The sequence below is a fragment of the Rubrivirga marina genome, assembly GCF_002283365.1.
Classification (GTDB): Bacteria; Bacteroidota; Rhodothermia; order Rhodothermales; family Rubricoccaceae; genus Rubrivirga; species Rubrivirga marina.
In genome coordinates this window covers 18,291-32,254 of sequence record NZ_MQWD01000010.1, presented here as the reverse complement: position 1 = coordinate 32,254, position 13,964 = coordinate 18,291, and the positions used below count along the sequence as shown (strand labels likewise).

At 73.3% G+C, this 13,964-nt stretch carries 7 protein-coding genes; 1 reads left to right on the top strand and 6 read right to left on the bottom strand.

The genetic code is table 11. The annotated features are described in order from the left end of the window. Position 1 precedes the first annotated feature (1 nt). Positions 2–724, top strand: a complete 723-nt coding sequence (locus BSZ37_RS21030; protein WP_095512648.1) for an HNH endonuclease — start codon at positions 2–4, stop codon at positions 722–724. On the opposite strand, the gene BSZ37_RS21025 is transcribed toward BSZ37_RS21030, so the two are convergent. From BSZ37_RS21025 to BSZ37_RS21000, 6 genes are read right to left on the bottom strand one after another with little or no spacing between them, the layout of a single operon-like run. After that, positions 705–1,136 (bottom strand): very short patch repair endonuclease, encoded by a 432-nt coding sequence (locus BSZ37_RS21025; RefSeq protein WP_281253055.1) that lies wholly within the window; start codon positions 1,134–1,136, stop codon positions 705–707. The genes BSZ37_RS21030 and BSZ37_RS21025 overlap by 20 nt on opposite strands. Then, entirely contained in the window at positions 1,133–1,669 is a 537-nt protein-coding gene (locus BSZ37_RS21020) for a hypothetical protein (protein WP_095512647.1), read from the bottom strand. The genes BSZ37_RS21025 and BSZ37_RS21020 overlap by 4 nt, the downstream gene beginning before the upstream one ends. 8 nt (positions 1,670–1,677) lie before the next feature. Then, a complete protein-coding gene (locus BSZ37_RS21015) occupies positions 1,678–2,886 on the bottom strand; it encodes a PD-(D/E)XK nuclease family protein (RefSeq protein ID WP_179299817.1) in 1,209 nt (402 codons plus the stop codon). Continuing rightward, on the bottom strand, positions 2,883–8,888 hold the full coding sequence (locus BSZ37_RS21010; protein WP_095512645.1) for a DEAD/DEAH box helicase: 6,006 nt from the start codon (positions 8,886–8,888) through the stop codon (positions 2,883–2,885). Before BSZ37_RS21010 ends, BSZ37_RS21015 begins: the two co-directional genes overlap by 4 nt. A 2-nt stretch (positions 8,889–8,890) precedes the next feature. Continuing rightward, entirely contained in the window at positions 8,891–11,047 is a 2,157-nt protein-coding gene (locus tag BSZ37_RS21005; protein WP_095512644.1) for a hypothetical protein, read from the bottom strand. Next, positions 11,044–13,872, bottom strand: coding sequence for a hypothetical protein (locus tag BSZ37_RS21000; RefSeq protein WP_095512643.1), 2,829 nt, complete (start codon positions 13,870–13,872; stop codon positions 11,044–11,046). The genes BSZ37_RS21005 and BSZ37_RS21000 overlap by 4 nt, the downstream gene beginning before the upstream one ends. Positions 13,873–13,964: the final 92 nt, after the last annotated feature.

The following is a 13,964-nucleotide window of genomic DNA, read 5'->3' as shown; positions in this document are numbered from 1 at the left end:
CGTGGGCACGACGCGCAACCCGAACTGGAGCCGCGACGAGGTCATCCTCGCCCTCGACCTCTACTTCGCGGCTGGGCGCCGCCAGCTCCCCGCGACGGATCCGGAGGTGGTCGCGCTGAGTGACCTCTTGGGGCGATTGCCCCTCCACGCCCCAAGCGACCGTCTGGCGACGTTCAGGAACCCGACGAGCGTGTCGATGAAGCTCGGCAACTTGTTGGCCGTCGACCCGGAGCACGTCGGGAGCGGCTTGCCACGCGGGGGCCGCGTCGAGCGCGAGGTGTGGGACGACTTCGGCGGGGATCCCGACGCGATCGGGAACGCAGCGGACGCCATCCGATCGCTCGTCGGAAGCGACGCGCTGGATCTGGGAGAGGACATGGAGGAGTTCGCCGAGGGCCGCTTGCTCACGAGGCTGCATCGGACGCGTGAACGGAACGCAGGAGCCGTCCGTAGGAAGAAGAGAGCCATGGCAGAGCAAGGGCGTCTGACATGCGAGACGTGCGGCTTCGACTTCTCTGCGACGTACGGAGAGCTCGGAGACGGCTTCATCGAATGCCACCACACCGTACCCGTGTCGTCGCTCCGGCCCGGAGGCGGCGCGACGCGTCTCCGTGACCTCGCACTTCTTTGTGCGAACTGCCACCGGATGATCCACAGGAGCCGACCGATGATGGCGGTGGCCGACCTTCGGACCTTGATCGAGGCTATCCGAGGAACCGCCTGAGCCGGTCCTTGAGCCCATGGGAGTCTTTCGTCTCGCATTCCCACACGACGAGGACGTCCCAACCAGCCTCTCGCAGGGCGGTCTCGGCGTCGGCGTCGCGCGCGACGTTCCGGTCGAACTTGGCCTGCCAGTATTCACGCCGCGTCGAGGGCATCGAGGCCCGCTTGCACCCCGGGTGGCGGTGCCAGTAGCAGCCGTGGACGAAGATCACCTTCCTCCGGCCTCGGAAGACGAGGTCCGGCGAGCCGGGGAGGTCCCGCGCGTGAAGCCGGTAGCGGTAGCCGAGGGCGTGGGCCGTCTGGCGGACGCGCATCTCGGGTCCCGTGTCCTTCGACCCGACGCGGGACATCCGCCGCCGCGTGGTCTCCGACGGTGCTTCGTCGTCACGGTCCCCAGCGTTCGGCCCGGTCACCGCTCCGCCTCCTCCCACGTCCAGAGGTGGGCGCCAACGGGGTAGAGCGAACGGCCGTCGATCTCGACGCGCGGCGTCTCGTCCCAGTCGTCCGACGAAGGATCCCGCAGCCGGACGACGTCTCGGTCGGCGTCGTACTCGCCGATGGGCTGGCCGTCCGGGTTCGGAGGCTGCGCGGCGAAGTCGGCCGCGATGCGGCGGGCTTCGGCGAGGGGGAAGTAGGGGACGGCAAACCCGTTCCACGTCTCGCCGCGAGTGAAGCCATCGTAGGTCCCGTCGAGGCCGTCCACGCGGAACCGCCCGGGCCGGAACCCCTCGGAGAGCGGCGGCCTGACCTCTTCACCGGTGGCGAGGTCGTAAGCCCTGACGACGCGGCCCATCGCGCGGGTGGTGGCGGACGCCAAAGCGCGGGAGCGGGCCTCCCAAGGGGAGTCTGCGGCAACCGTGACGACTTCATCGTCTCGGCCGAGCGGCTCGCGCGTGACGGGGTCGGGGCCGGCCTCGTAGACGAGTCGGATGTCGTAGGTCGCCATCAGTCGGGTCAGTGGGCGGGTGATCGGACGGGGAGCGGCGGCACGTCGGGGAGCGGGGGGCCGAACACGGCGAGCGACCACGCCGCGGCACCCGTGTCGGGGTCGAGGTCGCGGAGCACGAGCGGGGCCGGGCGCCAGCTGGGACCCCGGCGCCCAGTCGGTTCGTCGAAGCCGAACGCGAAGAGGGCGTCGCCGGGTTCGAGGTCGCGCGCGAGCGCTGCACGGAGCCCGGCGACGCGGACCCGGCGCCCTGTGGGGTCGCGGAGAACGAGGTCCGACGTCTCCCCTCCGCTCCTGACGGACTCGACGGTCCCCCAGAGGTCGAGGGGGAACGGGAAGTCCTCGCCGTCCCTCCACCAACTCGGAGCGCTCGCCAGGTACGGCCCGCAACGGTGTCGATGGCGGCATGACCCGCACGCGGCCCCCGGTCTGGCGAGGTCCGCAGCGGAGACGTGGCGCGACGGCGGGAGTTGGTCGGAGACCGAACGGATCGTCCTCAGCGCGGCGTCCCGGTCGCCCTCATTGAATGAAACGTCGAAGGACGACGTGCCGACGACGCGGAGCTCGATCCGCGCGCTGGGCAGCCTCTCGGCCGCGACGAGACCGTAAGCGCGGAGTTGGAGGACGACCGACGCGCGGACGGTACCGTCGGAGGTCGTCGGCGACCCGGTCTTCAAGTCCGAGATGCGGACGAGGTCGCCGGAGCGCTCGACGAGGTCGGCCCGCCCCGTCACGCGGAGCACGTCGCTCCGGAGCACCACCTCCGTCCACCGGCCGTCCGCCACGGTCCAAGGTTCAGGGCGGTCCGGCGAGCGGGCTGGAGCCGAGGCTCCGCGGCGAACGGGTGCTTTGCCGGCGACGGACCGCGCGACCGCGACGGCGTCGGCCCGCCTGCGCCTCCACTCGAGCGCCCCGAGCACACGTTGCGGGGCGGGCGTCCGCTCGGGGAGCTCGGCGAGGAGGGCGTCGACCGCGCGGCGAGCGCCCCTCGCGAATCCGTCCCGGTCGTCCACTTGGCCGCGTGCGGCGGCCTCGACGAGGCGGTGGAGGACCCGGCCGTAGAGGGCGCGGGGGTGGACCGGCAGACGGGGGGCGTCGGGGTCCGCGTCGAGTGCGGCCGAGAGCGGGCACTGTGACGCTCGACCAAGCCCGGACGCCGAGAGGGCGTCCGGGCCGACGACGCTCCGAACCGGCGGGGGGAGCGGGGACGGCGTCACGAGAGGAGGCGACCCCGGACCGTGAGCGCGCTTCGGGCGAGGTCGAAGGTGTCGACGCAGACGGCCCTCCCCTGCTCGTCGCCGAGCTCGATCTCGTCGAGCGCCTCCTCGACCCTCGGGGGCAGGATGTCGCCGCGGACGTTCCAGAGCGGGTGGACGACGACCGCCCACCGGCCGTGGGGATGGACCTGGAAGGCGACGAGGCCGCCGGCCTCGCGGACCTCGCCGGCCCCGTCGAAGCGGACGAGGTCGGTCGCGTAGCGGTGGGCGAGGTCGAGCCAGTCGGCCGTTGCCGGGTCGCCGCCGGCCCCGCCGAGAGCGCAGTCGTACGCGGGGTCGAGGAGCGCCTGGAGATAGGCGAGGCCGAGCCGCCAGTCGAGGAGGCCGTGGTACGGCTGGTTCCCGTACCGCTGGAGGCAGCGGTAGCAGGCCTGGTCGCAGGCGTCGGGGTGGCCCGGAGCGAGGAGGTCCGCGAGCGGGCTGCGGCCGGGGTCGCCGACGACGGACCGGGCCAGGCGGACGGCGAGGGGGACGCCGTCGGCGTCGCGCTCGTGGAGCTGCCGGCAGTAGCCGGCCCCGTTGACGAGCTGGTCGGTGATTTGGAGCGCGGGGACGGGCGGCGCCCCATCCTCGAGGCGGACGACGCGGGGCTCGACGACCTCGAGCTCGTCGGGGTCGACGTCGAGCGCCTCAGCGGCCCGGTAGGTCAGGAGGAACGCGGCCGAGAGCGCGGCGGCCCGGACGGCGACCGTCCGCTTCCCATCGCGGCGCGGGAGGAGGTCGAGGTGGGGGTGGATGGCGCGGGGGGCGAGGTAGAGGGCGTCGGTCGTTTTCGGGGCCGCGAGGTGGAGGCCGTCGAACCGCGGCCCGTCGAGGTCGAACCGGTCGCGGACCTCGTCGAGGTCTTCGGCAGCGACGACCTGGTCCACGAGGACGGGCTGTCCCGGGAGCGTGCGCCGGGGGTACTTCCAATCCCGGACCGTCACCGCCCGGTACCCGGCCCCGTCGCCCCCGTTGACGCGGTAGGTACGGGCGCGGGAGGAGAACGCGCAGGCGAGGTTGCCGGGGCCGTCGCCGAACGGGGCGGGATGGCTCTCGGCGACGAGGCCGAAGCCCGACCGCCGCGGCGAGCGGAGCCCCGGGTCGAACGGCTTCGGCCGGAGGTCGGTGCGGAACCCGTTCGGCACGCGGTGCTCGGCCGCGGCCGTCGCGTCGAGCGCGGCCCCGCAGTTCTCACAGGGGTCGGGCGCGGCGAGGTCGGGCGCGCGGTCGAGGCGGTTCCAGCCCCCGCACCGCTCGCACTCGACGAGCCAGAAGGGGGCGCCGAGAGCGCGGGCTCGAGGCTCGTAGGTCCACCGTCCCGAGGCGTCTTTCTTAGGCGTCTCGGGGAGCGGCCCCGTGAACCCGACGCACTCGAGCTGGCGCTTGTCGTTGACGAGGACGGCGCCGGGGGCGAACTCGTAGATGGCGACGTCGAGGTCACGGTCGATCGTCTTCCACTCGGCCCGGGGTCGGAAGGGGTTCCCCTTCGGCTCCGCGTCGTAGTAGAGGTCGCGGACGCGGGTCGGCATGCCGAGCATGGGGAGGAGGCCCGCCTCGGCGAGCGTCTGGCCGAGCCCCTCGGCGGTCGCCTCCAGTCGCCCCTCGGCGGTCGGGTCAACGGACGCCACGTCGGCGAGGAGGTCGTCGACGCCGAGGTCGAGCCGGCCGAGCGGGGAGCTCTCGGCGAGCACGCCGAGCAGGCGGTCGGCGTACGACTTCGTCGCCGCGAGCGCGCGGCGGAGCCGGTCGGCCCAGACCGGGCCGGCGAAGAAGTCGGCCGTCGGGACGAACTCGCCGTGGACGTCCGGCGGACGGAGGTCGTCGTACGGGAACGGCTCCCCAGTCTGGGCGCACGCGCTGCGAACGTGCTCGAACGCCCGCGAGAGCCACGCCTTCCGCGCGAACCGGAGGGCCGGCTCGGGGAGCGACTTGGACAGGAACGGCGGCGGCGGCTGGTCGCCGGTGATGGCCTCGGGGTGGCGGAAGTAGTGGAGGTCGTGGCTCCGGTTACGGCAGACCGTGAGGACGACGGAGAACGCCTGGCGTCGCCGACCCGCCCGTCCGACGCGCTGCTGGTAGTTGAACCTCTGGGGCGGCATGTTGGCCTGGACGGTGGCCTGGAGGCTGCCCACGTCGACGCCGACCTCCATCGTCGTCGTGACCGTGAGGAGGTCGACCTCGCTCGCGACCCGGCGGAGCGGGCCCTCGACGGCGTCGGGAAGGCCCGTCCCGGAGGTGGCCGCGCCGAGGACCACGCCGCGGAAGCGGCGCTGGCGGTCGGCGGGATCGAACGTCTGACCGGTCAACTCCTCGCATCGGAGGCGGAACGGGGGCGCGCTGCGCTCGACGCGCTTGGCGAGGTAGTGCCGACGGCGGAGGGCTCCGGCCTCGCCGGAGGGCGCACTGGGGAGGGGCTGGAAGCACCGGGTGCACGCCCCGACGCCGCGGTGGAGGTGGACCCGGCCACAGTGCCCGCACCGCCAGAACGGGTCGGCAGGCCCGACGAGGCGGACGCCGAGTTGGGCCGTTGCGACGAACCCGTCGGGGTGGCCCGACGCCCGGAGGCGCCGGAGGACGCGGTCCAGGGCGGCGTCGGGGTCCTGCCCGGCCCGCTCCGCGAACCGGCGGAGCCGGTTCCGCTTGGGCACGTCGGCCGCGGAGGCCCACGGCTTGCCGCGCTCGTCGCCGGGCTTCGCCCATGGGTCGTCGCGGAGCCGATAGGCGTCAGTGAGCACGCGGAGGAACGCGTCGGCCTCGGACCGCTCGCCGGGGGGTACGTTGAGGAGGCAGGGGTAGCCGAGGCCGGTCTCTTCGAGGGCGAAGTAGTTCCGGCTAAACAGGGCGTCCGTGAGGACGCGCTGGACTTGGTCGACGAGGGCAACGCGGGCCTGGTCGATCTCGGCGGCGTGGGCCGGGTCGTCCCGCCAGTCCGGCCGGCCGTCGGCGTCGACGGCGAACAGCTCGGCCCAGTGTCGCTCGAGGCGTTCGTCGCCGTGCCGGTACGTGACCGGGGCGACGCCGGCGTCGTCGGCCGGGTGGAGCCCGAGCCGGACGAAGCCCGCGACGAAGGGCCGGAGCGGGCGGCGCGTGCCGCCCGCGGCGGACTGGAAGTCCTTGCGGTCGTTGCTCTCGACGACGCGGTCTAGCGGGATGGCGTCGTCGGCCCCCGCCGCCTGGGCGGCTTTGAGGGCCGCGTCAAGTATGCCGGCGCGCTCGAAGTCACGGGCCTCGATGGCCTTCTGGATCTGCGCCTCGACCTCGTCAGGGTCGAGGGCGGCGTCGGAGCGGGCCGCCTCGCGGAGAGCGGCGACGAGGAGGTCACGTCGGAGGTCGGCGTGATGGCCAGCCTCGACGTCGAGCGCGGCGCGGGCCGCCTCCTGCCGGCTGTCCGAGAACGAGATGAGCTTGGGGTCGTCGGACCCGAGCCGGAGCACGTCGAACAGCTCCGTAGCGAGGAGCTGGGTCGTCTTGGCGAAGCCGGCCCGGAAGCTTCGGAGTGGGGAGAGCCGCATCTCAGGCTTCCGGAAGCCGTAGTTCGTCCCGCAGTACGGGCACGCGAAGGGGACGGCCGTCCCGGGCTCGTCGTTGGCCCGGCCGTGGCGGCGGTCGTGGTGCCCAGGGCCGCGGACGAAGAGCTTACCGACGACGCCGTCGGTCCGGGACTGAGTGAGACGGACCACGCCGGCGGACGGGTCGAGGACGGCCCGCTGCCACGTGCCGGCCTCGGGCTCCCCACTCGGCGTCTCGGCCGGGGTTCGCGTCGAGGGCCAGAAGACGGCGTAGTCGTCGTAGGAGAGCTCCTCGAAGAGCCGCTGACGAGCGGCCTCGGGGAGGTTCGAGACGTCGGGCTCGTACGGCAGGAGCTCGATGGCCCCATCGACCTCGCTCCGCCGTCCGCCGAGGTAGAGTTCACCGCAGCACTCGCAATAGAGGAGCTCGAGCATGCGGTGGCCTCGCGAGCCGTCGGCTCGCTCGGCGAACCGCTCGCCGCGCTCGACGGAGAGCGGCCCGAGCATCCGGCCCTCCGATTGGAATTGGGGATCGACGGCGGACGGCTCATCGGGAGCCGCGAAGAGCCCCTCGATGGCCCGAAAGAAGAGGTGAACCCGGAAGGAAGGCTCGGCCGCTAGGGCTTTGGCGAACGTCGAGGCCCGTTCGGGCCACCACGTCGGGAGAGCGTCGCCGAGCCCGCGGGCGACGAGGAGCCCCCGGACCGCCCGCAGAGCCGCGGGGGAGGCGAACCCGAAGAGGGTGCGGGCGAGGGCCGTCGTGGCCGTGGCACGGGGGCGACCGTCGTCGAGGCACGCCCGGACGAGATGTGCTCCGCACTCGCGAACGACGGCGGGAGCCAAGTCCACGAGGTCGCCGCCCTCGCCAAGCCCCAAGCCCGTCGCCGCCGCGCGCCAGGCGGCCTCATGATGGCGAGGATGGCCGAGCGCCTCCCGTTCCGCACCCTCGTACGCATCAAGAAGACCAACGAACGGCGCGGGGTCGAGGAAGCCCGTCTCCGCCGGGCTCGGGAGAAGTGGGTGCCCGTCGACGACGGCCCCGGCCCAGGCCTCGGGCGCGTCGATGGGAACGGCCCCTTCGTGTCCATGGAGCCCGTGGTTCCCGAAGAAGTCGTAGAGGTACTGGAGGCTCCGACTCCGCTCGGGCTCCTGGTCGACGGGGAGCGACGCGCTAGAGGCGAGGACGCGGAGCTTGTGCCGGTGCTCGGGCTGAGTGAGCCCGAGGCGCTCCAGCAGGACGCGGAGGAGGTAGGCCACCTCCGTCCCGGCCGACCCTCGCTGAAGGTGGAGCTCGTCGAGTACGAGGTAGAAGTAGGCGTCGGGGTCGGACTCGATCCACGCACGCGTCCGGTCGAAGACCGGGGCGTCGACCTCGCGGACCAGCATGGCGCTCAGCATGCTGGTGTTGGTGACGAGGAGGTCGGGCGGGGTCCGCTGGGCGTCCCACCGTGAGAGAAGCTCGGCCCCGTCGACGGACGGGAAGAGGTAACGCGTGGGCTCGGGCGTCGGGCCGCTCCGTTCGCGGGCCGCTTTCTCTGCTGCGGCGTCGTGGTCGCGGGCCGCGGCTTGCGTCTGCTCGGCGTCGGCGAGCGCGGCGGCGAGTCGTTCGACCACGCGTTTCTTTCGTTCGGCCTCGTCTGGGCCGGGCCGCGGGTGGTCGAGGTGCCCCGTCACGGGCGACGCGCTGGTGTAGCGCCCGAAGAAGACCCGGTTGCCGCGGAAGCGGTCGTCCATGACGCGGCGGGCCTCCGGGGAGTCCAGCGCTCGGCGGATGCGGGTGAGCTGGTCCTCGACGAGCGCGTTCATCGGGTAGAGAACGAGGGCGCGGACGGCGGCGGGGCGGTCCGGGTGCTCGCCCTCGCGGTGGGGTCGAAAGTCGCCGCCCTGACGCCACCACCGGCCGCCGAGGTAGCCCGGTTTGGGAGCCGGCCACGACGCCGCCTCCTTGGCGATCCTCGCGAGGACGGGTAAGAGGAACGCCTCGGTCTTACCTGAGCCGGTCCCCGACGTGACGACGCCGGGCCGGCCTGCCTGAACGCCCCGCGAAAGCATGTCGGCCTGGTGCTCGTAGAGCGGGTAGTCCGCTCTCCGCCGTACGGGAGTTCCCTCGGGGATGGGCGCGGCGTCGAAGAGGCCCGCGAGAGCGAGGTCGACGAACGCCTCCCGCTCGGCCGAGGTGAACCCTGGGAGGCGGTGGCCGTGCTCGTCGTCGGTGAGGTCGTGGAGGTGGACCGGGCGCCCTGCGCCGTCCGTCGCCGGGGCGTACCGCGGGACGGGCTCGACGAGCGGGTCCGTCGCTAGCGCGTCGGTCGACCCTTCGGAGCTCAGCTCGCCTTCGAGAAGCGCCCGCCGCTCTCGGGAGATGCCCTCGTCCCGGACGCGGAAGGCCGTCTCGAGGTAGGTGAGGTAGAGGTCCCGGATCCTCTCGAAACTGCCGATGGGGTCGTGCATGGTCAGGTCGTGGGCGTCGCGGCGAAGAGGCGGGCGAGGCGGCCCTCCAGGGGGGCGGCGGCAGCTCCGAGAGCGATCTGCATGGCGTTCCGCGCGTCGTCGACGGCCGCTTGGTTCGGGATCTGGGCGGCGACGAAGGCCGCGCGGCGTGCGTCGTCGGGTCCGAGTCCGAGGTGAGTCGCCGCTGCGTAAAGATCGGCGGTGGCCCGGTCGACCGAGGGCGAGGACCCCTCGACGTGGAACGGACGGTCGCCGGGCTCGACGCCCGCGCGGGCGCGCCGCCACGCGTTGGACGAGAGCCACGACGGCGGCGCGACGGGTGAGACGAAGTCGTCGCCGGCGTCGAGGAGGACGGCCTCGCGCCAGAACGCGGGTCCGGCCGGGAACCCCCCGCTCCCCTCGCTCGGGGTGAGGGCGAGGAGGACGCTGGGGGGCCACGTTAAGCGGCGGGGCGAGCCGTCGACCGCGGCGTGCGGGAGCGTTCGCGCGCGCGGCTTGCCGGCGTCGGCGTAGGCCTGGACGAGGGGAGTGAGGTAGTGCTCCGGTGGGGCTCGGTCGAACCCCTCGACGACGACGACCGACATCGGGTCGTCGGGTCCGCCACCCTCGAGCTCCGCGAGGAGTCCTCCCGGGTGGGGGACGAACCGCCCGACGGCCGGCTCGAACGCGCCGAGGAGGTCGGTGGGGGACGCGAGCGTCGGGGCGGCGGGGATCCAGGTGAGCCGCCCGTCTGCGACGACGTCGGCCAGGGCGCGGAGGAGGTCGTAAGCCGAGTCCCCCGCGACGACGACGGCGCGGCCCGTGAGGAACGCGGCTAGCGCCGTCGGCCCGGTCGCGAAGTCTCCGCCGCCCGCCCGGATCCGCCCAGCGAGAGCGACCGCCGCGTCCTCGACGCTCTCGACGAGCGTTCCCACGGGGGCGTCCTCGCTCTCCTCCACTCGCGTCGGGCTCGGTCTCGGACTGCCCTCGGCGTGGGGACCCGTCAGCGCGCGGAGGATGGCGGCCTCGGCAAAGAGCTTGGCGGGCTCCTCCGCCAGCGCTTCCAGCCGCGATCGAAGGGCCAACTCGGCTTCCGCGGCGTCCGTCTCCGCGGCGGCCCTCACGCGCTCCGACCTCGCCCTCGCCTCCTCGATCTCGGCGAGCAACGTGCGTTTCTCAGCGGAGAGGGCGTCGTGCTCCCGCCGCGCCGCCTCCAGCGCACTCTGAACGTCGGCGAGCGCCGCCTCGATCTCGCCACGCGCGCTGGTGACCGCAGCCTCGACGGCCGCACGCTTAGGCTCCTCCAGGGCGGCGGCGACACGGGGATGCGCGAGGAGGGCGTTGGCAGCCGAGTCGAGCAGGGTCCGGTCGCGCTCGACGACTGCGACGAGCTCCTGGACGCGACGGAACCGAGCGGCCTCCTGGTCGCGCTGGCGGTCGTTGTGGCATTGGAAGCTGGGATAGGCCTCCACGTACTGCCGAAAGATGCCCTCCGTCACGCCGAGCTCTTCCGTGGACGCGCCGCCGAGCTTACGGAGGCGACGTAGAAGCCCGAGCGCGAGCGTGCGGTCGGAGGTCCAGTTGAGGAGTTTGGCGGGCCGCCCGAGAGGCCCATGGACCACCTGCCTAGACACTCCGTCGAGAGCGACCGGGGAGGCCAGGAGGCCCTCCGTCGGCCGGGCCTCGACGTCTTCGTGCCCCTCGTCGGGGAGCCGCCACCGCCCGCCGTCCGTGCGGTCGAGGTCGAGGGGGCCGGCGACGGTCTCCTCGTCGACTTGGACGACGACGCGGCGCGTCGCGAGATCGGCTTCGACACCGTCGTTCGCCAGCGCCGTGCGGACGGCCCGCTCGTCGCCGTGTGCGCTGAGGTCGACGACCTCGACGGCGGGCTCCCACCACGCGAGTTGGAACGCCTCGCTCCGCCCGTCGGGTCGGTAGTTGTGCCGCCGCTCGAACCGAGCCACGACCAGGTCGCCTTCTCCGACGTCGTCCGGCACGCCGTGCCAGAACGCCCGGCCGCGGTCGGGGAAGCGTTCGGGGATCTTGGGGCTCTGACCCCACCCGGCGTCGTCCGACCACGCGAGGGGCTCGACGTTTCCGTACGGCTCACCGTCCGCGTGCCGGTTGACCCAGTCGACTCGGCACAGCCATAGGGACTCGGAGGGCGGAGGCGGCTTCATCGGCGTGCTGCGAGGTCGTCGGCCAGGCGGGCGACGTGCGCGGTCAAAGGGACTGGGACGCGGAGACTGAGCAGACGGCGTACGTCTGGGTCGTGGTCGAACGGACGGAGCCGGTTACGGATGACGGAGGAGATCGGCATGGTAGGCCCCGCCGACGAGGCGGCGAGCTGGGCGAGACGTCGGGCGTGAAGGGACGCCCTCTGCGGGACCTTCCGCGTCTCTGAGAGCCAGTCGACGAGGGCCGTCTGCGCCGCGGGCACGCACGGGATGGCGTAGCCTGACTGACCGGCCGAGTCGGCGAACGGCCCTGGTGCCCCGGCGACGACCGCGAGCGCGCGGGCGAGCGGGACGGGGAGGCGGACGGGGCCGGTCGTCACGAGGCGTCCGCCAGCGTCAGCGGAGAACGCGTGCTCGCCGCGGAGCGCAGTGGCGTACAGGAACGCCCACGTGCGCGTCCGGAAGACCCTCCTCTCCCCTCCCGACTCGACCGCGTAAGCCGGGGCGCGGCGGGGGTGCGTCCATCGAGAGACGGAGACGTCCCCACCGGCGTGGTGGCCAAAGCCACCGTACGCCCACGACCACACTCCCTGAGAAACGAGGTCTCTCGGCAGATCGATGGGCGCCGTCCTCACGACGGCCGACGGAGCGGCCGCGCGGAACGGGCTCGCCGCGACGGGCGAGGGGAGGTCCACGATCCGTGCGAGCTCGGCGAGAGAGGCTTCGGACGGCGCGCGTACCGTCGGGAGGTCCGGCACCCAAGGCGAATGGCGCGTCCGTCGGTGCACCTCGACTCCGAGGCGCCCAGCGTGCGACGCGATCCGGTCCCGGACCTCGGCCGGTGCGAGGCCCACGAGCGTCGCCGTCCGCCTCTCCTCGGGCCAGATGACGAGGGCAGGCCTCCGGGCGACGTATCTCCGATTCGGCCACGCGTTTGGCGCGAGGAGGTCGAGGTGCCCCGCCTCGACCCACGCCCGCGCGACGTCCCACAGGAGCGGGCCCCCGGGGACGCCCAGCACGCTGGCGAGGAGCCGGACGAACTCGCCCTCCGGGAGTCCGGCCCTCGTCGTGGAGAGGGCGGCAACGACTTCAACGAACGGGGCCAGTTCTCGAACCGGCTGGGCGTCAGGGACGACGGCCGACCGACCGCCTACCAGGACGGAGAAGTCGGCGACGCGCTCGGTAGACGCCCCCTCCTCAGTCGTCTCCGGCGGGTCTCCCCAGACTTCCAACTCGGCGTGGCTGGACTCGACGTACCACGGCCCCCCGCCGGGGGCTCGGTAGTCGACGCCGACGTGGGCCGCCACGAAGCGGGCCGAGGTGCTGCCGACGTGCCGACCTCCGACGGCGGCCTCATAGCGGTGGAGGCCGATGGGCTCGGCGTCGTCGGGGTCGTAGTACCGGCCGCCGCTAGCAGGACGGAGAGCGACTTGGCGTCCGTCGGGCTCCTCTCGGACGACCCGAGCGCCCGAGGGCGCAGAGACGGCTGGGAGGGCGCCCGGCACGCCCAAGTACGCGGCCCCCGTCCTTACCCCACCGACGAGTCGGACGGCAGGGGGCGGGACCGACCGCTGGAAGACGCTGAGCTTAGGGAGCTGGTCGCTCACCCCGCAGAAGGCCTCTGCGTCGAGGGGACCGACCCAGTCCCACCCCTCGTAAGCGGACGACCTCGGGCGCGGAGCGACCGCAGCGACGCGGAGTACGGCGGCCAGGGTCTGGCGGCGCGCGAGGACCCAGACGTCCGTGCCGGGGTCGGGGAGCGAGAGGCGAGAGACCGGCCACCCCGACTCGTCTCGGGCCAGCAGGACGGCCCCTTCCGAGGCTGCCCGCGCCAAGGCCGTCCTGCCGAGAGGGGTCCACCGTGACCCGGCGCGGCCATCCAGGAGCGCCTGGACCGGACCCGGGCCGCCGTCGAAGTGGATGGCGCGCTCGAAGCCGCCGACGCGAGCGGCGAGCGGTTCGATCCACACGCGGGGAGGCGGCATCCACCCCGCTGGGAGCTCGCCGCACGCGAGGAGGCAGGACAGGTCGAGCGCGGCCGGCTCGTCGACGACGAGCGCGAGACGGAGGCGGGGCTCGCTCGGGGAGGCGTAGTCGAGCGCGACGGCATCGCGGACGGCCGTCCAGAACGGGTGGCCGTGGACGTGGGGGTCCCCTCGGCGGAGGTGACGGATGAAGTCGTCCGTTACGGACGGGACCTGAGAGCGCTCTCCGAAGTCGAGCCCCCGGACGCGCTCGACGGCGGCGCGCGTCGACGGAACGTCCCCGCGGAGGTCGGCGAACGCGTCGGCCAGAATCCTCCGGTCGCGCAGGGTCGGAAAGGCGAGACGGAGGGAGTACCCAATCCTGCTCATCCTCCCAGGGTCGGGCAGCCGAAGGGGGCGGAGGTTGCCGGCGGACGCCCTGACCTCGAGCCACGCGGCGAAGGCTTCCCAGAGGAGGCCGAGGTTCGGGAGGTCGTACGTCGTCCCCTCGGGGTGCCCGAGCGTCCGCCGTAGGCGCTCCCGGAACCGGCCCTCGTCGAGCGTCCCCTCTTCCCCCCCGGCCGCCACGTAGCACGTGAGGACGAGGTGCGCGAGGTACGCGGGGGGGTCGTCCGAGAGCCAAGACGCCACGAACTCGGGGCTCCGAGGCGACAGCAGTCGGCGCGTGCGCTCCGGCGTCGTCCGGACCGCCCGCACGAACGCCCACTCGACCTCGGCCGCGTCGGCGCTCGGGTCGGCGACGGCGCGGCGGAGGTCGAACCGGGTAGCGGGGACGAAGGCGACGGGGCCGGCCGCGCGGTCGGTCCCGAACAGGTGACGGCAGAGGCAGGCGCTCCACTCCAAGGGACCCCACGTGCGCCAGTCCGTCGGGACGTTTGGCGTTGGATTCACGGCCCGCCAAAGTAACCCCCCGTTAGTGGCACCCGTCGCATCGT